This window comes from Pseudomonas gessardii (assembly GCF_001983165.1).
Lineage (GTDB): Bacteria > Pseudomonadota > Gammaproteobacteria > Pseudomonadales > Pseudomonadaceae > Aquipseudomonas > Aquipseudomonas gessardii.
Genome location: NZ_MNPU01000071.1, coordinates 1 through 22,903 on the forward strand (window position 1 = coordinate 1; position 22,903 = coordinate 22,903).

23 protein-coding genes, 1 tRNA gene and 2 pseudogenes are annotated in these 22,903 nt (G+C 59.4%); 16 read left to right on the forward strand and 10 right to left on the reverse strand.

Features of this window, described 5'->3' with window-relative positions; translation table 11 throughout:
- Positions 1 to 401: 401 nt before the first annotated feature.
- The 4 genes and pseudogenes from BLL38_RS28020 to BLL38_RS31580 form a co-directional block, all read left to right on the forward strand.
- Positions 402 to 1,808: a YfjI family protein gene (locus BLL38_RS28020; RefSeq protein ID WP_032902229.1), complete on the forward strand. Its 1,407-nt coding sequence runs from the start codon at positions 402 to 404 to the stop codon at positions 1,806 to 1,808.
- Positions 1,795 to 2,148 (forward strand): hypothetical protein, encoded by a 354-nt coding sequence (locus BLL38_RS28025; RefSeq protein ID WP_033896927.1) that lies wholly within the window; start codon positions 1,795 to 1,797, stop codon positions 2,146 to 2,148. The genes BLL38_RS28020 and BLL38_RS28025 overlap by 14 nt, the downstream gene beginning before the upstream one ends.
- Complete coding sequence (locus tag BLL38_RS28030) at positions 2,132 to 3,112, forward strand: integrase domain-containing protein (protein WP_033896929.1); 981 nt, start codon at positions 2,132 to 2,134, stop codon at positions 3,110 to 3,112. The genes BLL38_RS28025 and BLL38_RS28030 overlap by 17 nt, the downstream gene beginning before the upstream one ends.
- A pseudogene (locus tag BLL38_RS31580) lies at positions 3,109 to 3,354 on the forward strand (hypothetical protein); the annotation flags it as partial. The gene BLL38_RS28030 and the pseudogene BLL38_RS31580, both read left to right, overlap by 4 nt.
- A gap of 136 nt (positions 3,355 to 3,490) precedes the next feature.
- Here BLL38_RS31580 and BLL38_RS28040 read toward each other — a convergent pair.
- Together BLL38_RS28040 and BLL38_RS28045 are read right to left on the reverse strand one after the other, a co-directional pair.
- On the reverse strand, positions 3,491 to 4,729 hold the full coding sequence (locus tag BLL38_RS28040; RefSeq protein ID WP_032903968.1) for a tyrosine-type recombinase/integrase: 1,239 nt from the start codon (positions 4,727 to 4,729) through the stop codon (positions 3,491 to 3,493).
- A gap of 165 nt (positions 4,730 to 4,894) precedes the next feature.
- Positions 4,895 to 4,971 (reverse strand) — tRNA-Met (locus tag BLL38_RS28045).
- 529 nt (positions 4,972 to 5,500) lie between these two features.
- Here BLL38_RS28045 and BLL38_RS28050 point away from each other — a divergent pair.
- The gene (locus tag BLL38_RS28050) at positions 5,501 to 6,718 is read left to right on the forward strand and encodes an MFS transporter (protein ID WP_076965156.1); all 1,218 of its coding nucleotides are present in this window, start codon (positions 5,501 to 5,503) and stop codon (positions 6,716 to 6,718) included.
- Between the two features lie 38 nt (positions 6,719 to 6,756).
- On the opposite strand, the gene BLL38_RS28055 is transcribed toward BLL38_RS28050, so the two are convergent.
- Complete coding sequence (locus BLL38_RS28055; protein ID WP_076965157.1) at positions 6,757 to 7,308, reverse strand: RNA polymerase sigma factor; 552 nt, start codon at positions 7,306 to 7,308, stop codon at positions 6,757 to 6,759.
- Between the two features lie 261 nt (positions 7,309 to 7,569).
- On the opposite strand from BLL38_RS28055, the gene sctW reads away from it, so the two are divergent.
- Genes sctW through sctU form a run of 11 tightly spaced genes read left to right on the forward strand, consistent with a single transcriptional unit; the run spans position 7,570 to position 17,762 of the window.
- The gene (gene sctW / locus BLL38_RS28060; RefSeq protein ID WP_076965158.1) at positions 7,570 to 8,661 is read left to right on the forward strand and encodes a type III secretion system gatekeeper subunit SctW; all 1,092 of its coding nucleotides are present in this window, start codon (positions 7,570 to 7,572) and stop codon (positions 8,659 to 8,661) included.
- A complete protein-coding gene (sctV, locus tag BLL38_RS28065; protein ID WP_076965159.1) occupies positions 8,658 to 10,754 on the forward strand; it encodes a type III secretion system export apparatus subunit SctV in 2,097 nt (698 codons plus the stop codon). Before sctW ends, sctV begins: the two co-directional genes overlap by 4 nt.
- A 45-nt stretch (positions 10,755 to 10,799) precedes the next feature.
- On the forward strand, positions 10,800 to 11,705 hold the full coding sequence (locus BLL38_RS28070) for an FHA domain-containing protein (protein ID WP_076965160.1): 906 nt from the start codon (positions 10,800 to 10,802) through the stop codon (positions 11,703 to 11,705).
- Positions 11,702 to 13,060 (forward strand): FliI/YscN family ATPase, encoded by a 1,359-nt coding sequence (locus BLL38_RS28075; protein WP_076965161.1) that lies wholly within the window; start codon positions 11,702 to 11,704, stop codon positions 13,058 to 13,060. The genes BLL38_RS28070 and BLL38_RS28075 overlap by 4 nt, the downstream gene beginning before the upstream one ends.
- Positions 13,047 to 13,472: a type III secretion system stalk subunit SctO gene (sctO, locus tag BLL38_RS28080; protein ID WP_076965162.1), complete on the forward strand. Its 426-nt coding sequence runs from the start codon at positions 13,047 to 13,049 to the stop codon at positions 13,470 to 13,472. The genes BLL38_RS28075 and sctO overlap by 14 nt, the downstream gene beginning before the upstream one ends.
- Positions 13,469 to 13,927 carry a type III secretion system HrpP C-terminal domain-containing protein gene (locus BLL38_RS28085; RefSeq protein WP_076965163.1) on the forward strand — a complete coding sequence of 153 codons (459 nt, stop codon included), beginning with the start codon at positions 13,469 to 13,471 and terminating at the stop codon, positions 13,925 to 13,927. Before sctO ends, BLL38_RS28085 begins: the two co-directional genes overlap by 4 nt.
- Positions 13,924 to 14,946 (forward strand): FliM/FliN family flagellar motor switch protein, encoded by a 1,023-nt coding sequence (locus BLL38_RS28090; protein WP_076965164.1) that lies wholly within the window; start codon positions 13,924 to 13,926, stop codon positions 14,944 to 14,946. The genes BLL38_RS28085 and BLL38_RS28090 overlap by 4 nt, the downstream gene beginning before the upstream one ends.
- Positions 14,943 to 15,596, forward strand: a complete 654-nt coding sequence (sctR, locus tag BLL38_RS28095; protein ID WP_076965165.1) for a type III secretion system export apparatus subunit SctR — start codon at positions 14,943 to 14,945, stop codon at positions 15,594 to 15,596. Before BLL38_RS28090 ends, sctR begins: the two co-directional genes overlap by 4 nt.
- Positions 15,597 to 15,603: 7 nt before the next feature.
- On the forward strand, positions 15,604 to 15,867 hold the full coding sequence (gene sctS, locus BLL38_RS28100) for a type III secretion system export apparatus subunit SctS (RefSeq protein ID WP_032857802.1): 264 nt from the start codon (positions 15,604 to 15,606) through the stop codon (positions 15,865 to 15,867).
- Positions 15,868 to 15,882: 15 nt separating this feature from the next.
- A complete protein-coding gene (sctT, locus tag BLL38_RS28105) occupies positions 15,883 to 16,668 on the forward strand; it encodes a type III secretion system export apparatus subunit SctT (RefSeq protein WP_076965166.1) in 786 nt (261 codons plus the stop codon).
- Positions 16,665 to 17,762 carry a type III secretion system export apparatus subunit SctU gene (gene sctU / locus BLL38_RS28110; RefSeq protein WP_076965167.1) on the forward strand — a complete coding sequence of 366 codons (1,098 nt, stop codon included), beginning with the start codon at positions 16,665 to 16,667 and terminating at the stop codon, positions 17,760 to 17,762. The genes sctT and sctU overlap by 4 nt, the downstream gene beginning before the upstream one ends.
- Here the strand turns inward: sctU and BLL38_RS28115 are convergent.
- The 7 genes and pseudogenes from BLL38_RS28115 to BLL38_RS28150 all read right to left on the reverse strand — a co-directional run.
- The gene (locus BLL38_RS28115; RefSeq protein WP_076965168.1) at positions 17,759 to 18,121 is read right to left on the reverse strand and encodes a transcriptional regulator; all 363 of its coding nucleotides are present in this window, start codon (positions 18,119 to 18,121) and stop codon (positions 17,759 to 17,761) included. The two genes, sctU and BLL38_RS28115, sit on opposite strands and share 4 nt — an antisense overlap.
- Positions 18,122 to 18,126: 5 nt before the next feature.
- Positions 18,127 to 18,330, reverse strand: a complete 204-nt coding sequence (gene hrpT, locus BLL38_RS28120; protein WP_076965169.1) for an HrpT family type III secretion system protein — start codon at positions 18,328 to 18,330, stop codon at positions 18,127 to 18,129.
- Entirely contained in the window at positions 18,327 to 20,468 is a 2,142-nt protein-coding gene (sctC, locus tag BLL38_RS28125; protein WP_076965170.1) for a type III secretion system outer membrane ring subunit SctC, read from the reverse strand. The genes hrpT and sctC overlap by 4 nt, the downstream gene beginning before the upstream one ends.
- Before the next feature lie 14 nt (positions 20,469 to 20,482).
- Positions 20,483 to 20,893, reverse strand: coding sequence for a type III secretion protein (locus BLL38_RS28130; protein WP_232243957.1), 411 nt, complete (start codon positions 20,891 to 20,893; stop codon positions 20,483 to 20,485).
- Entirely contained in the window at positions 20,877 to 21,095 is a 219-nt protein-coding gene (locus BLL38_RS28135; RefSeq protein ID WP_076965172.1) for a hypothetical protein, read from the reverse strand. The genes BLL38_RS28130 and BLL38_RS28135 overlap by 17 nt, the downstream gene beginning before the upstream one ends.
- An 88-nt stretch (positions 21,096 to 21,183) precedes the next feature.
- A complete protein-coding gene (gene sctL, locus BLL38_RS28140; protein WP_076965173.1) occupies positions 21,184 to 21,765 on the reverse strand; it encodes a type III secretion system stator protein SctL in 582 nt (193 codons plus the stop codon).
- A gap of 570 nt (positions 21,766 to 22,335) precedes the next feature.
- Positions 22,336 to 22,776: pseudogene (locus tag BLL38_RS28150) on the reverse strand (type III secretion system inner membrane ring lipoprotein SctJ); the annotation flags it as partial.
- Between the last annotated feature and the right edge of the window lie 127 nt (positions 22,777 to 22,903).

A 22,903-nucleotide genomic window follows, 5' to 3' on the forward strand; every position in this document is an offset into this window, starting at 1 on the left:
CGGCGGTAGGGGCTTCAGACTAACAATGCAAACCTGCGTCGCTGCGCTCCGACTGCCTGTCCGGATGAGCGTGGAACGAGTGTCCGGATGTTGGTGGGCTGAGTGTCCGGATGGCGTGGAATCCGCAGGCATGCGCCAGATGTCGATGTTGTTGCCTTCTCTCACCCAGGATCTCTAGGTGCCGAACTCGTCAGTCGGCACAGCCTCCACCCGCCCGCATCTTCGGATGCGTCTAAGGAGGCCAGATTCATGGGTTTATGCCCTCGCTCCCGGTCGTAAGGAGCCGTGCGTTCCGCGTCAGTGAACACCTCACAGGCCGCAGGGGCCTTGATCCCTGATAACACTCAACATCCGTGGCGGGACTACGTGAGGGCAACCAGCAATGAACGAGGAGAGGGCCCATGCAGCAGTTAGATCCGAAGCTTGAACAACCACGACGACCTCGACCGCTGATTGAGTCGAATCCCGTCGCCCAGGCTTATCCGGTGCAGGCACTGGGTGGAATTCTTGGGCCTGCGGTAGAGCGCATGGCCGAGGTCATCGGCGTGCCCCAAGCACTGGCCGCACAATCGATGTTGGCTGCCTCGGCTCTGGCCACTCAAGGTCATGCGGGCTTACAGCTCGACGGGCGCAGTTATCCGCTGTCGCTGTACCTGATCACGGTGGCCGCGTCAGGGGATCGTAAAACGGCGGCAGATCGATGTGCATTGCTGCCAGCACGGCAATGGGAGCGTGAGCAGTGGCAGCGCTATCGCGAACAACTTACCCGGTACCGTGCCGCACAGCGACAGGCGCAGCGTATCAAGCCTGCCGATCCTGAGTCCGCGAACGGAATGTCACTCGAAGCGGAGCCCTCAGCCCCTCGGCTGATCACCACGGACCCGACTATCGAGGCCCTAGTGAAGGGGCTTTGTCATGACCTGCCTAGCATGGGGCTGTTCTGTGATGAGGGTGGACAATTCCTCGGTAGCAGCACCATGAGTCGGGATAACCGCTTGAAAGCGGTAACAACCTTGTCGTCACTCTGGGATGGCAGTCCGATAGATCGCGCGCGCTCCATGGCAGGTGAAAGCCTGCGAGCCTATGACCGACGCGTGAGCCTGCACCTGATGTTGCAACCGTACTTGGCCATACAGTTACTAAGTGATCCGTTGCTCCAGGGGCAAGGCATCCTCGGACGCTGCCTGATGACCTGGCCCACCAGCCTGGCTGGACAACGTAGCTATCAGGCTGTCGACTTGTCGAAAGACGCCGTCCTAAAGCGATATCACCACCGCCTTTCGGCCCTGTTTCATAAGCCTTGGTCACTTTCCGCTGACGGTGCTCTGCAGCTGTCACCGCTGACCCTCAGTCCGTTGGCCCGCCGTCGCTGGATTGATTTGCATGATGCTATCGAAGCTCAGCTGGGGGAGTTTGGCGAGCTGGCCAGCGTACGGCCCAGCGGATCAAAGGCCGCCGATAACCTGCTGCGCGTCGCCGGCATTCTTGCAGTTGTGGAGGAGAGCAGCGCCGTGGAGGTCGACCATATCCAGCGTGCCTCCGCTTTAGTCGGCTACTACCTCACCGAGATCCAGCGCCTGACTGAGCAGGAGCCAGTGTGTCGAGTAAAAGAGGAGGCAGACCGGCTGCTGCGATGGCTACAGGTCAAAGATTGGAAGCGTTTCAGTATTCGTGAATTGAATCGCAACGGTCCCCGCTTTGCCCGCAAGAGCAGTCGTCATGCCGCCAAGCTGCTGGTCGAGTTGATTGATCATCAGTGGCTCATCACCGACGGCCACACCTTCGAGGTGCGCCATGTTCAATCTTGATGAAGCGCTGCGCAACCATCTGGCTCAGCGCGAAAAGGAGCCGAAAGCGCAATTTGTCGCCGCTACTGTCGCCACTTTGTCGCCACGCTCAAAGCCAAGCAGGGCAAGGGATGTCGCCGCTGTCGCCGGTGTCGCCACCACCCGTAAAACTATCACCTCGACGACAGCCATCATTCAGTTGTTGAAAGAGCAGGGCGTGCATCTCTACGTCACTGACAACACGCTGTGTTTTCGCCCGACTGATTGGGCTCAGTTCGCGATTGTAAGTGCGCACTGGCGAGCCCTTTTGCATGATCTCGCGGCAGTCGATCAGGAACAGAAAAATGGCTCGGGTCGGTAAGCGAGCGGGGCGCAATTTCGGCTTCGGTCGCCAGCTTAGCTATGCTGGACCGCAAGCACTGAAAGACCTGTTTGGCGACGGCCATTTTGCTACCGTCAAAGCCCATAGTGATCGCTGGCAGGCGTTCGTGCATTGGTGTCGATCCGATGAAGGGCCGAGGGTCAACGACGCGCGCCAGATAGACCGCGAGATCCTCATGCGGTACGCCGTCCACGTGCGGGAGCAGGTTGATCAGGGCAACGTCGGCATTGCCACCGCGCAGAACCGACTGTCCAGCGTGAACCGAACGATGGCCGCGCTGCGCGGTGATCAGTACGTCAAAATCCCGAGTCCGAGTAAGGCGCTTGGCTTGCAGCGCTCAAGCGTGCGTAGTGAGGCTCCGCAAGGCCAAGACCGTGCGCAGGTCGAGTTGATCGCGCGGACTCTGTCAGATCGTCAGCAATCGAGGGTGAGTGCCATTGTGCTCCTCGCCCGTGAGACTGGTATGCGCCTGCGCGAAGCGATCCTGGCCGATCTGCCCCGACTGCAACGTGAGGGTCGGCAACTGGGCAAGATCAACATCCAGGATGGCACCAAAGGCGGTCGATCAGGCGCATCGGCACCGCGCTGGATTACGGTAACGGATCAAGTTCGCGATGCCCTGGATTGGGCCAGCGCGAACTCACCCAATGGCAGCCGGAATTTGTTGGCGCCCGACGAAAGCTACAAAGACTTTATGCAGGTAGTTGTGCGACCGGCACGGGACATTCTGCATGAGCATGGATTGAAAGGTTTTCATGAGCTGCGGGCGGCTTACGCCTGTGAGCGCTATGAGCAACTGACCGGCTTCTCCGCGCCCATCAATGGCGGTCGTTGTCATCGAGAGGATCGAGCACTCGATCAGTGTGCACGCCAGCAGATCAGCCACGAGTTGGGGCATAACCGCATCGACGTTGTGAGTGCCTACATCGGAGGTCATCGATGAAGTCCGAGTTCGATATGGAGTTGTTTTTGAGCCCTCTGCTTAAAGGTGCGCATGCCACGCGGCAGCGGCACATCAGGCAAGCAGAAAGGATGCACGAGGCGATTCGTGAGCGTTGGGGTTGCGCGACGCCCTGGTCCTGGAGAGAAAAGCACGTGAGATGGTTTCTGAAGCACTACCTGCGATGCTCAGCTCCAGCTACCGTCTACTATTACGAGTTAACAACAGCGCTAATTCGTAGGCGGTGTGAAAGTATTAAAGCTGACAGTCAGCTCAATTTGGATAAATGCTCACCAAGCTGTGGCATCCCGCAACCTAAATGGTCGACTTCAAGCTAAGCCTATCAGGACGCTCTGCGGACTCTCTTCACTGGGCAAGAAGCTAAGAGGCCGTAGTTTTATACGGCTCTGATATTTCCTGTTCAAGCCCGTCAAGATAATCGGCGTACCACTGCATCATTGTCGTACGTTGCTCCAGGTACTGAGCCTTGTTATAGATCCCTCGGACACCTGACGGCTTGTGACTGAGCTGGGCTTCAATGTGGTCCGCTGGAAAACCGTGCTCGTTGAGTACGGTGCTTGCAATATGACGGAAGCCATGTCCGGTCTGTCGTCCTTCGTAACCAAGGCGCCTTAGCGCCATCAGAAAAACGGTATCGCTGCGAGGCTTGGTTCGATCACTTCGACCAGGGAACAGCAATGGGTACGCTCCCGTGATTTTCCTTAGTTCAGTAAGAGCGCTTAGTGCCTGCTTGCAGAGTGGTACAAGGTGTTCACGCCCTTTTTTACGGCCTTTGCGTTCAACGGGGATGGTCCAAAGCCGTTTGTCAAAGTCGAACTCAGCCCAGTATGCCTCTCGAAGCTCGCTGGGGCGGACAGCCATGAGAGTAAGCAGTTGGAGGCCAAGCTGGATATCCCTGGCGTGTGGGTATGATCGTATTGCTCTGAGCAGTGCGGGAAGTTCTTCCAGGGAGACATGGGCGTAGTTCTCGGCCTTTCCCGATGACAGAAATTTATGAACCCCCTCTAAGGGGTTGTTCATCGCCCTGCCGGTTACGCGAGCCAGGTCGTAGATGTCTTTGCAGTAAGCCCTCACGCGACTCATCTGCTCGAGGATTCCCTGACGTTCGAGCCCTCTCAAAAGCTCCATCCATTCCATCGACATGATGGAGACATAAGGACGTTTTCCGACAAGAGGGAACACGTGGCGTTCCAAGGCTCCAAGGACTCTTTTTGCTGTGCCGACATCCCAGCCAGCCAAGCGAGACGTATGCCATTCACGAGCCAAGACTTCAAAGGTTTCGTTTGTTGCTGCTATCTCCGCAGCTTTTCTAGCTTTCTTGGAGGCTATCGGATTTTTGCCTTCTGCTGCATCCGATCTCAATTCAGCAGCTTTTTGCCGAGCAAGGGCGCCGCTGACTTCTGGGTAACCGCCAAGCCCGAGCCACGACCATTTGCCGTCGGGCTTCTTATAGCGCAACTCCCACGACTTCTGCCCGTTAGGCTTTACTCTGAAATACAGCCCCGAGCTGTCTAGCTCACGGTAGGCCCCCGCTTCGGGAGCGAGATTGACTAGTGCGGTATCGGAGAGAGGACGGCGTTTAATATCGCTGCGTTTCACTCGTGTATGCCTCCAGTTCAATTTTTATTGAAGCATACATGGAGGCATACAAGATGTGAAGGATGTAGGTGGACCAGCTTGGACGTCCAGATACAAGAAAGCCCGCACGAGGCGGGCTTCTTGAGGTAATTTATAGACATCCTTGGATCTCTATAAATCGGTACTTGGTGGCTACACAGGGACTTGAACCCCGGACCCCAGCATTATGAATGCTATGCTCTAACCAACTGAGCTATGTAGCCAAGTGGCGCGCATTATTCGCGTAGAACGGGAATGCGTCAAGCGCTTTTTTGAAAATTTATCTACGCTATCAACTGTTTAAGGAAAACGCCGGGTGAAGCGACCCGTGGCTGGGGGGTTGCGCTGGTCTTAAGCCTAAGCCGATCAAAGGGTGGGAGCGGGCTTATGTGGGGGGCTTGCCCGCGATGGCTGAGTATCAGTCGATACATTAGTTGGCTGATCCACCGTGATCGCGAGCAAGCCCACATTTGATTTGGGGTGTTCTAGCGTCCGCGTACGGGGGCAGGCAGGTGTTGTAGAACAGGGCGTCTTCAACGCTGCCACCGCCCCCACCAGGCACAAGGCGAAGGATGCTCTAGGAAAGGTCCCTCAAGTTAAAGGGATTCATCTTGCTGGCCCTTTACAAACCGTGACCGCTGCATCGATTCACCTACTCGTTAGCCTGCTAACGGGATAGCCTTCCTGCCCACAAAAATGGCACATTGTCGCACCTGCACCTGTGCATCCATCTGCTGTACGGAAACGTTCCTCATGGCTCTTACCAATTCCCAGCCTTCAGTGGCTACGACGCCGGCCGCGGCGCAATCCAGCCCGTTGGTCATGCGTATCATCGGCGCCGTGGCACTGGCGCACTTGATCAATGACTTGATCCAGGCGGTATTGCCGTCGATCTATCCCATGCTCAAGCAAAGTTATGGCCTGACCTTTACCCAGGTCGGCCTGATTACCCTGACGTTCCAGCTCACGGCCTCGTTGCTCCAGCCGTGGGTGGGGTATTACACCGATCGCCATCCCAAGCCGTTCCTGTTGCCCTGTGGGATGATCTGTACGCTGGTGGGGATTTTGATGATGTCCCAGGTCGGCAGTTTCCCGCTGATCCTGCTGGCGGCGGCGTTGATCGGCATTGGCTCCTCGACCTTCCACCCGGAAGCCTCCCGCGTGGCGCGCCTGGCCTCGGGTGGGCGCTATGGCCTGGCGCAATCGACGTTCCAGGTGGGCGGTAACGTCGGTTCCGCGTTTGGCCCGTTGCTGGCGGCGGCGATCATTATTCCGTTTGGCCAGGGCAATGTGGCCTGGTTTGGCCTGTTCGCGGTGTTTGCCCTGGGGGTGCTGTATGCGATCAGCCGTTGGTACCGCAACCATCTGAACCTGTTCAAGCTCAAGCAGGGCCAGGCCGCCACCCATGGCCTGTCGAAAAACCGCGTGCTCGGCGCGCTGGTGGTGCTGGGGCTGTTGGTGTTTTCCAAATACTTCTACATGGCCAGCTTCACCAGTTACTTCACCTTTTACCTGATCGAGAAGTTCGACCTGTCGGTGGCCAGTTCCCAGTTGCACCTGTTCCTGTTCCTCGGTGCGGTGGCGGCGGGCACGTTCTTTGGTGGGCCGATTGGCGACAAGATCGGCCGCAAGGCGGTGATCTGGTTTTCGATCCTCGGTGTGGCGCCGTTCACCTTGCTGTTGCCCCATGTGGACCTGTTCTGGACCAGCGTACTCAGTGTGGTGATCGGTTTTATCCTGGCCTCGGCGTTCTCGGCGATTGTGGTGTACGCGCAGGAGCTGGTGCCGGGCAACGTAGGAATGATCGCCGGAGTGTTCTTTGGCCTGATGTTCGGGTTTGGCGGGATTGGCGCGGCGTTACTGGGCTACCTGGCAGATATCCACGGCATCGAGTACGTGTACACGCTGTGCTCGTTCCTGCCGCTGCTCGGGGTGCTGGCGATTCTGTTGCCGCGTTCGAAAAAAGCCTGAAGCCGGGAGGTGCGCCCTATCCCTGGGCGATCCCTCTCCTACTGGAACGGGTGAGATTTTGTCGCACGTTTCAACTGCTCCCGTGCCCGCGACAGGCGGGAGCGGACGGTGCCAATCGGGATCTCCAGGGCATTGGCGGTGTCCTGGTAGCTGCCGTCGGTTTCCAGTGAGGCATACAAGGTGTTGCGCATTTCCAGGGGCAGGTGCTGGATTGCATTGAGGGTGTTTTCCAGCCGGCGATTGATCTCGAATTGGCGGGCCAGGTCCTGCTCTTCGTTCTGCCCGTGGGACAGCGATTCATCGAACTCGCAATGCACCGGCTTGGCATAGATACGGCGAAAGTGATTGCGGATCAAATTCAGCGCGATCCCGCACATCCAGGTGCTCAGTGACGCCTGTGCGCTGAAGTGATGCCGGTTGCGCCAGGCCTCCAGGTACGTCAGTTGCACGATATCGTCCGCATCCTCCGGGTTCAGTACGCGCTTATGAATGAACCTGCGCAGGCGTTTGTGGTGGTCGTCGGACAGATCCTGGATGGATTGGCCAGGGTCTCGGGGAAGATTTACTAAAACACTGATAGGGATATCCATGATTTTTCCTCAGGGTATAAGCAGTCGAAATGGTTTCGACGAGAACCCTGTTAGCACCGCTTGTGCCAAGCGCGGAAAGTCTCTATCTAATTGATAAATTTAAGGAAATATCTTGTTTTAGGTGTTTTTTTTGCAAGGCCTTGCACAAAGCACCGTGGGTTTGTGCCGGTATTTTCATCGCTCGTGCCAAGCGGATGAAGATGGAACTGTATCGGGCGTTCCAGCCACACAAGGATACGAATCTCTTGTCCTGGCACTCCCATGAAAGTCGATCCCAACCTCGATGTGCAAAATCACCCACCGCTGAGTCAATCCGCACCTGTACGGATAGAGGGTGGGCAACCTCCACAGGTCAATACGCCGGCCGTTGACGATCTCAGTACGCTGTTCGCGCAAGAGGTCGAGTTCCACGGCAAGGCGTTGGGGCAGCGCCAATTGGGCTTGCGCCCCATGCCCGCCGAGCAGTTGACCCAGCTCTATGAGCAACTGGGGCATCCGGCCCAGGCGAAAATGGCGACTGTCGCCCGTAATATCCGCACTCAGTTGCTGCTTGGCGCCAGCGTCGGCAAGGTGATGGATATCTCCGGCAACGATCCGGCGCGGGCCTATGTGGTGCTCAAGCACGTGGCGCTTCAGGCGGATACCGAGGGGCGTACCACAGAGGCTAATCTGGCACGCCGCTCCCTGGCTGACCTGGAGGCTGACTACAAGCCGCAGATCCAGGCGGGCCTGAATACCGCGATGGCGTTGCAGGCGGGCAGTGATGACCCGCAGATGCGCCAGGCTGTGCGCAGCATGTATTACACCAGCGTGGTCGAGACCCAATCGCTGGCGAACCTGATGAGTTCGCTGTTGGGGCTGTACGGTGAAGACCGCTTCGAGTCCGGGTTGAGGCTGATCAGAGGGGCCTTGGCCGCTGATGCTGGCGCGGAGAACTCGTCGGTCGACCGGAGCAAGTTGCGATCCTTGCTGCGGAGCCTCGAAGACTGTAACCGATTGAGTGGCGTGCTCGCGAGCTGCAAGACGCTGATCGGGCAGGCCCTTCTGTTGCATCCCGAACTGCACCTGGATCCGGTGGGCTTGTTGCAGCGCATGCTGGGGTATGCAGCCAGCGGTCTGACGCCCCACGAAATCAGGCACCTGGCCCGGGACCTGGGGGGCAATGACCGGGCTCATCAGTTGAGTTTCCTCAGCACCTTTTTCCCGGAGATCAAGGCACTGCCCCTGGCCTGGTGGTGTGATGCAAGGCGCCGCGAAGAAGCCGTGAACAGCTACAAGCAGGTGCTGTATGAATACGCCATGCAGGAGCGAGGCGCGCGGCATACCCACACTTGGCCGGAATTCAAGGCATGAATGCTTTACGGGCAATCAATGCGATGTTGTTGAAGGTTGCACAACGCGCCGAGGTGCTGGGCGCGGTGGTGGTCATGGCCATTGTGTTTATCTTTATCGTGCCGTTGCCCACCTGGCTGGTGGATATCCTGATTGCGGTCAATATCTGTATTTCGTGCCTGCTGATCGTGTTGGCGTTGTACTTGCCGGGGCCGCTGGCCTTTTCCTCGTTCCCGTCGATTCTGCTGCTGACCACCATGTTTCGCCTGGCGTTGTCGATTGCCACCACGCGCCTGATCCTGCTGGAGCAGGACGCCGGTGACATTGTCGAGGCGTTCGGCAACTTTGTGGTAGGCGGCAACCTGGCGGTGGGGTTGGTGATCTTCATGATCCTGACCCTGGTCAACTTCCTGGTGATCACCAAGGGCTCGGAGCGGGTCGCGGAAGTGGCGGCGCGCTTTAGCCTGGATGCAATGCCCGGCAAGCAGATGTCCATTGACAGCGACCTGCGCGCCGGCCTGATCGATGGCAACCAGGCCCGGGACAAGCGTGAGCAACTGTCGCGCGAGAGCCAGTTGTTCGGGGCCATGGACGGGGCCATGAAGTTCGTCAAGGGGGATGCCATCGCGGGGCTGATCATTGTGGTGATCAACTTGCTGGGCGGTTTTGCCACCGGCATGTTCCAGCATGGCATGAGCGCCGCCGACTCCATGGCGCTGTACTCGGTACTGACCATCGGTGACGGCCTGATCGCGCAGATCCCGGCCCTGCTGATCTCGCTGACAGCCGGCATGATCATCACCCGTGTGGCGCCGTCCGGGCGCAACAAAGGCAGCAACAACATGGGCGCCGAGATTGCCCGGCAGATGACCAGCGAGCCCAAGAGCTGGATGATCGCCTCGGTGGGCATGCTCACCTTCGCCACGCTACCGGGGATGCCCACGGTGGTGTTTATCCTTATTTCGTTGATGACCGGCAGCCTCGGTTATTACCTGACGCGCCGGCGCCAGCGCGAGGAACAGTCGCAGGAACCGGTTACCGATAGCGTCCCGCCAGAGCAGAACGGGGTGGAGGACTTGCGTGGTTTTGATCCCTCACGGCCGTACCTGTTGCAGTTTCCGCTGGCCCTGCAGGAGAGCCCGCTGGTTGCGCAAGTGATCCACGGGGTGCGCCAGAGCCGCAATAGCCTGGTCACCCAGATCGGCTTGACGCTACCGCCGTTTGAGGTCGAGTACGCGCCTGCGTTGGCCGACGATGAGTTTCGTTTCTGTGTCCATGAGGTGCCCACGTTGAAGGCGACGCTGGGGCACTGGGTGGGCGTGGAGCTTGCGGCATTGGCCAGCGAGCCTGAAAGCGGGACCCGGGGCCTGGTCGAACGCGACGAACAGGACTGGATGTGGTTTGCCCCCGATGACCCGGTGCTGGCGGACGAACACCTGGCGCGTTCGACGGCGTACAGCTTGCTTCAGGAGCGCATGACGCGGGCGATGCTGCTCAGCGGCCCGCAGTTCCTCGGGATCCAGGAAAGCAAGGCGATTCTCAGTTGGCTGGAGTTCAACCAGCCGGAGTTGGTGCAGGAGCTGCAGCGGATCATGCCGCTGTCGCGTTTTTCGTCGGTATTGCAACGCCTGGCCGGTGAGGGCGTACCGCTACGGGCTGTGCGCCTGATTGTCGAGGCGTTGATCGAACACGGTCAGCATGAGCGTGAACCGGATGCCCTGGCCGACTATGCGCGCATAGCCCTCAAGTCGCAGATCCTGCACCAGTACAGCGAAGCCGACGGCCTGCATGCCTGGCTGCTGTCACCTCACACCGAAAACGTGTTGCGCGATGCCCTGCGCCAGACCCAGACGGGGGTGTTCTTTTCCCTGGATCACGAAAGCAGTGCAGCGTTGGTCAGCCTGCTCAAGCAAGCCTTTGCTGTGCGGCCCAAGAGCAAGAGTGTGCTGCTGGTGGCGCAGGATTTGCGCAGCCCCTTGCGCACCCTGTTGCTGGAGGAGTTCAACCATGTGCCGGTCCTGTCGTTTGCCGAGCTCAGTGCTTCGTCCAAGGTCAAGGTGCTGGGGCGCTTTGATCTGGCTCGGGACGATCTGATGCGCGAGGAGGTGGCATGAGGACGTCGAAGGCTGTTGTCATTCCTGCGGTCATGAGGCCTGGTGATGTTTGAGTTGCGCGTGCTTGATGGTTTGCACCTGGGGGCTGCGCTGCCGCTGTTTGGCGGGCAGTGGCTTATTGGGGCCCACCCGGATGCGGATCTTTCGCTGTATGACGAAGGTATTGCCGAGCGTCATGTGCTGTTGCGTTTTATTGAACAGCGCTGGTCGGTACAGGCCGAAGAAGGGCTGGTGCGGGCCAGCGACGGTCGGCTTCTGGCGCAGATTGCCGACCTGGCACTGGGTACGCCTTTTATGATTGGCAATGTTCGCCTGTGCGTCACTCTGGCCGACCAGCCCTGGCCGCAGGCACCGGTGTCCGCGGCCGTTGCGCCGGCGCCCAGGCCGGCCGGCCAGGCGGGGCCGGCGTTGATGTTGTCCTCGATCTCCGGGCCGCAGCAGAAACGCATGATCAGCCTGGTACTGGTGATTGCCGTGATCATCACGGCGGTGGGCCTGGCCACCACGGGCGACCATGAGGCCCAGGCGTCGTTGATGCCAGTGGAAAGTCAAAAAAACGCGCTGGACTCACCCTACGACGTCCGCCAACAACTGCTGAAAATGCTCAACGAGCGTGAGTTGGGCAATCGGGTCCGCCTGCAGGTGATCAATGGCCAGGTGACCCTTGATGGCGATGTGTCCCAGGACGACGTGGGGTTGGTGTCGCGCATGCTCAATCGTTTTGGCGAGCAGTTCGAGACGTCTGTGCCGGTGATCAGTCGCGTCAGGGAACGCAGCGCCGAGCTGCCGTTCAAGATCCTGCAGATCGTCGGCGGGCCCAATGGCCATGTGGTCCTGGACGAGGGCAGCCGGTTGTTTGTCGGCGATGAAGTGGATGGCTTGCGCCTGGTGTTGATCGATAACAGCAAGGTGGTGTTCGACGGCGTACAGCGCTATGAGGTGCGCTGGTGAGCGCCGAGTTGCAGGCACGCCTGCAAGCCTGGCAGCAAAACCGGGCACAGGCGCTGGCCAATTTCGCGCCGGTCTCGGTGCGTGGGCGGATCCAGCGGGTCAACGGCATGTTGCTGCAATGCCGCTTGCCCGACGCGCGGATCGGTGATTTGTGCCAGGTGGAAAAGTCCACGGGTGACTACATGCTGGCCGAAATTATCGGCTTCGACCAGCAGGATGCGGTGCTCAGTGCCCTGGGCAACCTTGAAGGCGTGCGCGTGGGGGCCAGTGTCGAGCAGTTGGGGGTTGCGCATCGGGTGCGGGTCAGCGATGACCTGTTGGGCCAGGTGCTGGACGGCTTTGGCCGCCCGATTGCGGGGGAGGGAGCCAGCGCCTTTGTCGAGGCGCACGCGCAGGACACCAGCCTGGTGTTGTGCGAGGCGCCGCTGCCCACCGAACGTCCGCGGATCAACCGCGCATTGGCCACCGGGGTGCGCTCGATCGATGGCCTGCTGACCCTGGGCGAAGGCCAGCGCGTGGGCCTGTTTGCGGGCGCCGGTTGCGGCAAGACCACCTTGCTCGCGGAGATCGCCCGTAACGTTGACTGCGATGTGATTGTGTTCGGCCTGATTGGCGAACGGGGCCGTGAGTTGCGCAAGTTTCTCGATCACGAGTTGGATGAGCAACTGCGGGCCAAGGCGGTGCTGGTGTGTTCGACATCCGATCGTTCGAGCATGGAGCGCGCTCGCGCGGCCTTCACCGCGACGGCATTGGCCGAAGGCTACCGACGCAAGGGCAAGCGGGTCTTGCTGCTGATCGACTCCCTGACCCGTTTTGCCCGGGCCCAGCGCGAGATCGGCCTGGCCGCCGGCGAACCGCTGGGGCGTGGCGGCCTGCCGCCGTCGGTGTACAGCTTGCTGCCGCGCCTGGTGGAGCGTGCAGGGCTGACCCGCGAGGGGGTGATCACGGCGATCTATACGGTGCTGATCGAGCAGGACTCCATGAGCGATCCGGTGGCCGATGAAGTGCGCTCGCTGCTCGATGGCCATATCGTCTTGTCGCGCAAATTGGCCGAGCGCGGCCACTACCCGGCGGTGGATGTGCTGGCCAGCCTGTCACGGATTTTGAGCAACGTCGCCGAGCCCGCGCATATCCAGGCCGGGACGGCACTGCGCCGCTTGTTGTCGGCGTACCAGCAGATCGAGCTGATGCTCAAGCTGGGGGAATACCAGCCCGGCAACGATGCCCTGACGGACCTGGCCGTGGACAGCCGCCAGGCGGTGGATGGCTTCCTGCGCCAGGACTTGCGCGAGCCGGCATCGATGCCGATGACCCTCGATCAATTGATGAGCCTGACGACCCATGTCCCTTTCTGAACTCGACACCTTGCGGCGTTTGCGCAGGCATCGCGCCGACCGGGCCGAGCGCGCGTTGCGTGAGGCCAAGCGGCACCAGCAGGCCTTGTTGGCGCAAATCCAGCAGGCGCAGCAAGCGCTTGAGCAGACCCGCCTGGAGGAAATCGAGAAAACCGCAGAGCTGTTGGAGAAGCACCAGGGGCAGGTGCTCTCGCTGTCCCAACTCAAGGCCTGGGGAACCCAGGAGCGCACCTTATCCGCCGGGACCCGGCGTGAAGAAGGGCAGTTGCATGAGCTGCATGGTCGGCGTGAGGAGCAGGTGGTACAGGTCGCCAGTGCGCAGAAGCAGGTGAGCCAATGCCTCAAGGAGGTCGAGAAACTTCAGGAGTTGTCCGTTTTGTTGGCTCAGGAAGACATACAGGAAGAAATATGACGCAAGTTCCAGCAAACAAACCCGAACGCCCGCGTCTGCGTGAGCCTCGGGACGACAGGGAGCCGGTGATGGTGGGCGGCATGGCCAGGGAGCTGGGGCAGTTGTTTACTCATCTGCTTGGCGATAACGAAGAGGGCGCCGGTTACGGCTCAGCGACCATGGGCGCTGCGGCGTCCGCCGATATCTTGATGATTGAGGCCATGACCGGCCAGTTGCTCCCCCAGATCCGTGGAGGGGTGCAATGGCCCTTGCAGGCGTTGCTGTATCTGCCGCGCCTGGGGCGGATCAACGCCAGCGTGCGTCGTGAACAGGGGGCCAGGAGCATCGAGTTGGCGGCGGAGCAGGAGCTGACCGCCCGTTGGCTGGGGGGCGTGCGCCAGGGGTGTGAGGAGCGTTTGGCCGAAGGGTTGGGCCAGCCGGTCAATGTGCATCTGGTGCATGTGGGTACGGCATGATCCTGCCGACCTTGGTTATTCCATCGGTCAAAAGCGGCACGGTGGCGGCGAGGCTTCGTTTGGGGCGTGGCTTGCGCATGGCGTTTACGGTCCAGGACCAGCAGGGGGAGTTGCTGCTTGAACCCGGGCGCGCGCCCAGAAGCGCTGCCCCCCTTTACTTCGACAGTGCTTGCGGCCTGCTGGCCTTCAGCGAGCCGGGGCCGATGTTCAGCCTGCTGGGGGAATGCCCGGTGACGCTGGCAGAGGCTGGCAATGATCCGGATTCCTGGTTCTGGGAGCTGTTCCAGCACCACTTGAGCCCTCAGGTGAGCGCTCTTTTTGGTTACCTGCGGCTACGGCCATCTCCGGGAAAACTGAATTTTGGTTGTCGGCTCACGGTGACATTGGGGCCCTCCAGGGTGGTGGGGTATCTGTTGCTGGCTCCCGAGAGTTTATTGGCGCTGTGTGAAGCGGGGCGCTGGCAACCGACAGCTCAGCCCTTGCCAGCCTCGTTTCAACTGGCGATTGCCGTGACGTTGGGGCGCTTGCAGCTACCCCTGACCCAGGTTCGCAGCCTGCGTGCCGGGGATGTGGTGATGCTGGAACAGGCCTTTTTCGATGTGCACGGCAATGGTCGGCTGGGGCTTGGAAGGCATCGCGTGCATGGGCGCATTGATGATGAATCGGGGCCTATGTGCCTGACACTTATATCTATCGAGGACACGTCTGTGGACGAGGATCTTTCAGCACAACATTACTCAGGGTATGACGAGCATGATCCTGATGAACCCGTGGTAGATGTTTTTGGCCATGAGCCTTTCGATGAGTTGAGCATGGCCTTGAATGTGCGCTGCGGGACTCTGAACCTGACCCTTGGGGAGCTGCGCAACCTGGCCCCCGGCGCGGTGCTGAGCATCGCGGGCTACGCCCCGGGCATGGCAGGGCTTTACTACGGCGACCGACCGATTGGCCAGGGCCAGTTGGTGGAGGTGGATGGGCGCCTGGGTTTGCAGTTGTCCCGTGTGATTTTCGCACGATGATGCTGCAGGGGATTGACCCCCTTATCCTGGCGCTGTTTCTCGGCGCATTGTCGTTGATGCCCATGTTGTTGGTGGTGTGCACGTCCTTTCTGAAAATCGTGATTGTGCTGATGATTACCCGTAACGCGATTGGCGTGCAGCAAGTACCGCCGAGTATGGCGTTGAACGGTATCGCGCTGGCGGCGACTCTGTTCATCATGGCGCCGGTGGGCTACGCCATTGCCGAGAACGTCAAGCAGTCCCCTGTAGACCTGAGCAATGTGCAGCGTCTGCAGGAAACGGGGCTTGTGGCCATCGAGCCGCTGCGCCTGTTCATGACCCGCAACACCGACCCCGACATCCTGACCCACCTGGTGGAAAACACCGCACGCATGTGGCCGCCGGAGATGGCGCAAAACGCCCACCGTGACGACTTCATATTGCTGATCCCGGCCTATGTGATCTCGCAATTGCAGGCGGGGTTTGAAATCGGCTTTTTGATCTATATCCCCTTCATCGTCATCGACCTGATTGTCTCCAACCTGCTGCTGGCTTTGGGCATGCAGATGGTCTCGCCGATGACTATTTCCCTACCCCTGAAATTGCTCCTGTTCGTGTTGGTTTCCGGGTGGTCGCGGCTGCTCGACAGTCTGTTCCTTTCTTATCTGTGAGTGACTTATGGAACCGATCGTGCTGTTCAAGCAGGGCATGCTGCTGGTGGTGGTGCTCTCGGCACCACCGCTGATCGTCGCGGTGATCGTTGGGGTGATGACATCCCTGGTGCAGGCCCTGATGCAGATACAGGACCAGACGCTGCCCTTTGGGATCAAGCTGGTGGCCGTCGGCATCACCCTGATATTGACGGGGCGCTGGATTGGTGTGGAGTTGATTCAACTGATCAATATGACCTTTGACATGATTGCCCGCTCGGCACTGAACTGAACTGAGGAACAACCTTTGCTCCTTTACCTTGAGTTTTTGCCCAGCCTGTTGATCAGTATGGCGCGCATCTACCCGTGCATGTTCCTGGTGCCGGCGTTTTGTTTCCAGCATGTGCGGGGGATGACCCGGCACACGATTGTGATGGTGGTGGCCTTGTTCCCCGCGCCCGGCATTCACGCCGCGTTGATGGGCAAGGATTACTCTGCGCTGCTGCTTGCCGGGCTGGTTCTCAAGGAATCGGTCCTGGGCCTGTTGCTGGGCGTTTTGCTGTTCATGCCGTTCTGGATGGTCGAGTCGGTCGGTGCGTTGCTTGACAACCAGCGCGGCGCCCTGGCCGGCGGGCAGCTCAACCCCTCGCTGGGACCGGATGCGACACCGGTCGGGCATCTGTTCAAGCAGTTGGCGATTTTTCTGTTGATCACGACCCTCGGGCTGGGGGCGTTGACACAGGTGATCTGGGACAGCTATCTGATCTGGCCACCCACGGCCTGGGTGCCACTGCTCGCCGTCAACGGCTTCAGTGTGTTCCTGGGGCTGCTCGGCGATACCTTCGTGCACATGATGCTCTACGCGGCGCCGTTTATCGCGGTGCTGTTGCTGCTGGAGTTCGGCTTTGCCTTGCTGGGGCTCTACAGCCCGCAGCTGCAGGTATCGACCCTGGCCATGCCGGCCAAGAGCCTGGCAGGCCTGGCCTTTTTAATCCTGTACTTTCCCCTGTTATCGGATCTGATCGCCGGGCGCATGGGCTTGCTGTTAGACCTCAAGCACTCGCTGGGCCACATGTTTGGGGGCGGGCCATGAGCGATTCCGGCGAGAAAAAACACGCGGCAACCCCCAAGAAGCTCAAGGACCAACGCCAGAAAGGCCAGGTTGCACAAAGCCAGGATGTGCCCAAGTTGCTGGTGCTCACCGCGATCAGCGAGATTGCCTTGCTCACCGCCGAAACCAGCATGCAGCGCTTCCAGCAGTTGATGGCGTTGCCGTTTTCGCGCATGGGCCAACCGTTTGTTCGCGCCCTGGAAGAAGTGTTGATGGATGGCCTGGTGGTTTTTTTCTCGTTTGGCCTGTTGATGTGCGCGGTGGCGATCGTGACGAAACTGATCAGCAGTTGGATGCAGTTCGGCTTCCTGTTTGCCCCGGAAAGCCTGAAACCGGATTTCAATCGCCTCAATCCACTGAACCAGCTCAAGCAGATGTTTTCCGCCCAGTCGGTGATCAGCCTGTTGATGGGGCTGGGCAAGGCATTGCTGCTCTCGCTGATTTTGTATGTGGTCATCACCCCCTCTTTGCAGGTGTTGATCAACCTGGCCACCAGCGATCTGCAGAGCTATATCGTGGCGCTGATTACCTTGTTCCGCCACTTGCTGCATGCCTGCCTGGGGCTGTTGCTGGTGCTCGCGCTGATCGACCTGGCCATGCAGAAATACTTCTTTGCCAAGCGCATGCGCATGACCCAGGTGGAGGTGGTCAAGGAGTACAAGGACATGGAGGGCGACCCCCACGTCAAGGGCCAGCGCCGCTCCCTGGCCTACCAACTCGCCCAGGAAGAACCCAAGGTCAAGCTGCCCAAGCTGGAAGAGTCCGACATGCTGGTGGTCAACCCTACGCACTTTGCCGTGGCGCTGTATTACCGGCCGGGTAAAACCCCGCTGCCGATGTTGGTGGATAAAGGTACGGACACCCGGGCCCGCCAGTTGATTGCGCGGGCCAAGGCCGCCGATGTGCCGGTGATCCAGTGCGTATGGTTGGCGCGCATGCTGTATGAGCGCAAGCTCGGTGCGCCCATTCCCCGGGAGACCTTGCAGGCGGTTGCGATCATCTATCGTACCTTGCGCACCCTCGATGATGAGGCCAAGCGCCAGACCCTGGAGTTACCGGAGCTTGCGCGCCGCTAGGGCGCGCGGTGTACATCCAGGGTTTCGAGCCGGGCCAGGGAAAGCAGGCGGCTGAGGATGTCATCGGGTGAGCGGCCATTGGGCGCCAAGGCATGCCAGATCACCAGGCTGCCCTTGGCATCGAGGAACACAAAGCACCCATCGAACACCGTCGCGTGTTCAAAGCGCCGCTCCAGCACCCGCTCCAACTGGCCGGCCTGCAATGCCTCAGGCGCAATCTGCAGGGCCAGGCCGGGTTGCGGCCCGGCATTCAAACGGTACAGGCCAATGCCCGGGTGCAGCGAGTGGTAAGCGGCACGGCCGCTCACCAGGTCTTCCAGAAACCCCTGGCCACGCGAACCTGCGCTGTGTAACCCCATGGCCGTCATCGCTCCAGGGAAATCGTCTGGTAATCCGCGCGCTCCCCCGATGGGCCGGGTTCGACACGCATCTGCGGCGGCCACCACACCACCATTTTCCCGGCGCTCGATTGTGGCCGGGAGCACGAGTCACCCCGGCAGGTCGGTGTACACCCCACCATCAGCAGGGCCAGGCTGATAAGGGTGATGCAGGCGAGTCGCTGTTTCATGGCGCAGTCTTCCGTGTTGGAGTGAGCAGGGAGGGGCGGGAGACACCGATATGTTCATCCTTGACCACCGGGCGCATGGCGATAAATACCTCCGCCTCTTCACCGGGCTTGAGCCAGGCCCGAGGCCAGACGCTGACGGCCAGGGTCTGGGAGTTGCTGCATTCGTTTTCATCGATGCGTACGTTGCGCTTGAACTGATTGCGCATCACCACCACCGCCACGTTGAACTGCGGGCCGGCGTACCACTGGCTGCGTTCGGTATTGAGCGCCAGCAGGTCACGGGTGCTGCACAAGGTGTTCAGGCCCAGGGGCATGGGCTCGGCCTTGAACGCATTGGGCACTTGCCCGGTGACCAGGTGCGCAAGGGCGCTGGTGATATCGCTGCGCTTGATTACCGGCTGGTGCTCGGCATAGCGCCTGGCCAAGGGCCTGAGGGCGGCCTGCAGTTCCACCTGGTCGTCCTGGGGCAAATAGCGCGACGGGTCGGCCTGGTCGCCGATCACGCGCGGGGTCAGGATAAACAGGCGTTCGCGGCGGTTGTTCTGGCGCTCGGTGGAAGAGAACAGCGTCTTGCCCAGTAACGGGATATCGCCCAGCACCGGCACCTTGTTGCGTCTGTCGGCGCTTTCGCTGACATGGAAGCCGCCGACCACCAGCGAGCGTTTTTCCGCCATCACCGCCTGGGTGCTGACCTTGCCGCGGCGTACATCGGGGCCGATGCGTTCGGGGTTGGTTTCGTCGAAGTTGCCGTCTTCAATATCCACCGCCAGATGGACCTGATGGCTGCCGCGCGAAGTGATGACCCGTGGCACCACCTGGAAACTGGTGCCCACGGTGATGGGCAAGATGGTTGCGTTCTCGACGCCAGCGGTCAGGTACTGGGTGCGGTTGAAGTCAATCACCGCCGGCTGGTTTTCCAGGGTCAGCACCGAAGGGTTGGACACCATGGTCGCCAGGCCCTTGGCCTCCAGGGCACGGATATCGGCGTAGAAACGGTCGCGGTTTTCAATCGACATCTGCGCGGAGGTGCCCGGCGCCATGTTCACCCCGCCACGAAAGCGGCTGTTCTGGAAACCCCAGTTGACCCCGAACTCACGCAGTTGCGTGCGCTCGATATCGAGAATGATCGCGTCGATCTCCACCAGCTTGCGTGCCACATCGAGCTGGGCGATCAGCTCGTGGTACATGGCCTGGCGCTCCGGCAGGTCATAGATCAATACGGCGTTGTTACGCACATCCGCTTCGACGCGGATCCGGCCTCTTGCAACCGGTGCCCTGGAGGTGAGCGACATGCCTGGATTCATCTGCCCGAGGGGAGCCGCCGGGCCGAGCATCTGGTCCAGCATCGGGTTGCCCAGGCGGGGGAGGATGGGGGTGACAGGGGAGGGTTGCGATGACGAGGCGGGACGCGGGGTCATCGACGAAAGCACTGAGGTGTCCCGAGGCTCCAGCAACCCTCGCAGCATGCTGGCCACTCCGGGGATGGTCAATTTTTCGCCACGATAATCAATCGGGCGGTCTGCCGCGTTGGCGAACTTCAGGGGGAACGTCAGCACACTCTGTTTTTCATCGGGAGATTTACGCTGGCTGCTGAACTGTTTGATCTGGTCGATATAACGCTTGGGGCCCGACACCAGCACCACACCCTCGTCGGGTAATTCTCCCCAGCCGAAACGGCTATCGAGCAGGCCAATGTCGGTCAAGGCCTGCTTCAAGTCAGCCACCGTTTCGGAGGAGACCTCCAGGCGCGCGGACTCCTGTTGGTCCAGGGTGCTGATGTACAGCGTGTTGTTGTACATGTACCACTGGAAACGATGCTCTACCCCCAGTCGGTCGAGCAACGACTGCGGGGTATTAGCGCGGATCTTGCCATTGACGTTGCCCTCCAGCAGGCCGTCGATCTGCAACTGTGTGCCAAAGGTCTGGGCGAAGTCCTCCAGGACTTCTTGCACCGGCTTATGTTCGGCTTCATAGGCATACGCAGTGTTCTTCCATTCGGTGGGGATCGCGGCGAGCGTATTTTGTAGAGGCATAAGCAACCAGGGCAGTACCAGCAGGCAGCGCCAATTGGTTTTTTTGCGGGCATCAGCAGGCGAGACGGCGCGCAAGCGAATGCGCTTGTGGTGCTTGTTGTTCATGGGGCGTTCTCTGATTAGTGCGGCAGCAACCGTAGCGAGGTGGGAGTGAGTTTCTGAGGCGGCCTGGCCTGGCGCGCGACAATGGCGCGCCAGGTATCGCGTTGGTTCAGCAGGGACTCGATACCCTCCAGCAACTGTTTTTCAGCGCACCCGGTGTGCAGGCATTGAACCAGCCAGAGCATGCCAGTGCCTGGTGCCTGGCTGAGCGCACCCTGGAAGTGATTCAGGCTCACGCCTCCTAGCCGCATCCAGCCGGTCAGGAGTGATTTTTCAGGTCGGTTGTGGGTAAGTTGCACACTCAGTAGCAGCGTGTGCGCATGGCGTCGCAGGTTGATCTCATCGTCGCCTTCAAACACGATGAGTTGTTCTTGACGGCTACTGAACCAGTGAGAAATGAGATCGTTCAATTTATTGGAAGCTGTCAAAAGTTGTCTTGACCATCATATGGTTTGCACGACCCTGCTCATGAAAAGCCAAGTCGGTGAAAAATAGATGTTCTAATAATTTATAAAATTGTTCAGCGTCGCCCTCAAGTTCTATTGCGTCTTTAATACTTGCATCTAGGTCTCTTTGTACCTTGCTGCCTGTGTGTAAAAGTTGACGTGATAGGTCGCTAAAAAATTTCATAAGTTTTCCTCTTGTGTACGCTTGTTGTGGTGTTAATTCGCTATCTGGTTCCTTTATGTAATGAGTTGTGTGTAACAGTATGTTGCTTTCAGAGGCTGGCTCTTGTGGTTGAAATGGCTTCGCGCATTGAATTCCAGCTGATGTGATAGTCGCCCTCGTCTGTTTTAAGTACGAGCGTTTGAGGCTTGACCGTTTCATCAGGCTGAAGATTCCAGGCCGTGGTGCTATGACTGGCAAGGCAGTGTTTTGCATCTTCAATTTCATGTGGGTTGCAGAATAGAGTCGCGTTGATCGCGGGTGGCAGGTTTGCCAGCAGTTGCTTGATCATGGCGGCCAGGCGTTTGGGGTCTGGCGTATCGTCAAGCAATAGGCGAATGGCTTGGGTGGTGATTGAGGTGGCGTGTTCTTCAAGGTTGTCATACATCTGCTGACGGTCATTATTCCAGCGGCTTAGCTGGGCATCGGCGCGCAGCCAGAACTCAAGAGTGAGCTTTTGCAAGTGTGCCTTGGATTGCTCTTTCGCCAGCTTCAGCATTTCATTTGCCTGGGCTCGAGCACGGCTCAGCACCTGGTGGGCCTGGGCATAATCGGTAAGGGTTTCGCGTGGGATCAGGGGGTGGGGTTGTCTTTGGGAGTCTGCGAGCAGGTTGATTTTGCGTCGAGCCAGCATTGTTATGCTCCTTGTTCGTGCGATCCGGGGGGGGCGTGGGGCGTTGCGGTGGCGCGCCAGACAATGGCTTGCCACAGGGTGTTGAGTCGACTGTTGCCGTGTTCGAGGGAGAGGGTGTTTTTTTCCATTTCAAGTACCCGCTCACAGGGAAAGCGCAGTCGAAGACGCTGCCATGTATCGGGTTTCACCCAGCTACGCAGTAGTTGCAACGGATCATCTTTGTGTAAAAGCATGTCAGGAGGCAGCGCCTTGGAAAGCCCAATACACCACTGGTGATGACTTTTGCTTATCGGGGCTGCGTCTTCGGGGCGGCAGGTCGTGTGAAGCAGTGCGAGCATCAAGTTGAGTTGTTCGGTTGAGGCCAGTGCCAGCCGTACTTCCGTGGGCTGGGGCGCAGGGGGCAGGCACGGGGCAATGGCCGCAATGGTCTTTGGTAACCGGCTTGCTATACGCTCCAGCGCATCAATGGCAGGGAACCTTTCTGCGGATCTCCAGGATTGATGTGAGGGTTTCCAGGGGAACGCCCACCATTGTGCCCAAGCTAGATGATCACTGATCGGACGAGGGGCTCTACGTGTCATGAGCAGGCGCGACCGGTTCCTTAGGGGCTAGCGTTTGTTGCCGTTGTCGGCGCAGGCGCAAGAACAGCAGGGTGCCCACCGTCAGTATCAGGCCCAGTAACGAGAATGAAACGCTCAAGTGCCAAAACCTTAGATCCTCCCCAGGCACCAGAAACGGCCCAAAATAGACCAGGCGTTGTTGCTCTTGATACGCTGCGGCCGGTACAAATATCACGGTGAGTTTTTGCGGGTTTTCCTCCGCAGTGGTCATGCCAGGAATACTGCTCGCGACCAGTCGACGCACGCGTGTACGGATGTTGTCGGGATCAAGGCGCGGATCGTGTTTGATAAATACTGAGGCCGATGCGGGCTGGATGGGCTCTCCCGGCGCGATGCGCTCGGGCAATACAACGTGTACGCGCGCGACAATCACACCATCTATTTTAGACAGGGCGGTTGCAGGAGCTGAGTGCAACACGGTTATTGAATTGACGCAGGAGCATCATATTGCATAGCCAAGGCTTTCTGCATCACTTCGCTCATGACTTCGATAGGACATTTGAAATCGAAGCGCTTAC

Coding starts and splice junctions, on each gene's coding strand:
- BLL38_RS28020 (WP_032902229.1), top strand. CDS start 402: ATGCAGCAGTTAGATCCGAAGCTTGAACAACCACGACGACCTCGACCG.
- BLL38_RS28025 (WP_033896927.1), top strand. CDS start 1,795: ATGTTCAATCTTGATGAAGCGCTGCGCAACCATCTGGCTCAGCGCGAA.
- BLL38_RS28030 (WP_033896929.1), top strand. CDS start 2,132: ATGGCTCGGGTCGGTAAGCGAGCGGGGCGCAATTTCGGCTTCGGTCGC.
- BLL38_RS28050 (WP_076965156.1), top strand. CDS start 5,501: ATGGCTCTTACCAATTCCCAGCCTTCAGTGGCTACGACGCCGGCCGCG.
- BLL38_RS28055 (WP_076965157.1), bottom strand. CDS start 7,308: ATGGATATCCCTATCAGTGTTTTAGTAAATCTTCCCCGAGACCCTGGC.
- sctW (WP_076965158.1), top strand. CDS start 7,570: ATGAAAGTCGATCCCAACCTCGATGTGCAAAATCACCCACCGCTGAGT.
- sctV (WP_076965159.1), top strand. CDS start 8,658: ATGAATGCTTTACGGGCAATCAATGCGATGTTGTTGAAGGTTGCACAA.
- BLL38_RS28070 (WP_076965160.1), top strand. CDS start 10,800: ATGTTTGAGTTGCGCGTGCTTGATGGTTTGCACCTGGGGGCTGCGCTG.
- sctO (WP_076965162.1), top strand. CDS start 13,047: ATGTCCCTTTCTGAACTCGACACCTTGCGGCGTTTGCGCAGGCATCGC.
- BLL38_RS28085 (WP_076965163.1), top strand. CDS start 13,469: ATGACGCAAGTTCCAGCAAACAAACCCGAACGCCCGCGTCTGCGTGAG.
- BLL38_RS28090 (WP_076965164.1), top strand. CDS start 13,924: ATGATCCTGCCGACCTTGGTTATTCCATCGGTCAAAAGCGGCACGGTG.
- sctR (WP_076965165.1), top strand. CDS start 14,943: ATGATGCTGCAGGGGATTGACCCCCTTATCCTGGCGCTGTTTCTCGGC.
- sctS (WP_032857802.1), top strand. CDS start 15,604: ATGGAACCGATCGTGCTGTTCAAGCAGGGCATGCTGCTGGTGGTGGTG.
- sctU (WP_076965167.1), top strand. CDS start 16,665: ATGAGCGATTCCGGCGAGAAAAAACACGCGGCAACCCCCAAGAAGCTC.
- BLL38_RS28115 (WP_076965168.1), bottom strand. CDS start 18,121: ATGGGGTTACACAGCGCAGGTTCGCGTGGCCAGGGGTTTCTGGAAGAC.
- hrpT (WP_076965169.1), bottom strand. CDS start 18,330: ATGAAACAGCGACTCGCCTGCATCACCCTTATCAGCCTGGCCCTGCTG.
- sctC (WP_076965170.1), bottom strand. CDS start 20,468: ATGAACAACAAGCACCACAAGCGCATTCGCTTGCGCGCCGTCTCGCCT.
- BLL38_RS28135 (WP_076965172.1), bottom strand. CDS start 21,095: ATGAAATTTTTTAGCGACCTATCACGTCAACTTTTACACACAGGCAGC.
- sctL (WP_076965173.1), bottom strand. CDS start 21,765: ATGCTGGCTCGACGCAAAATCAACCTGCTCGCAGACTCCCAAAGACAA.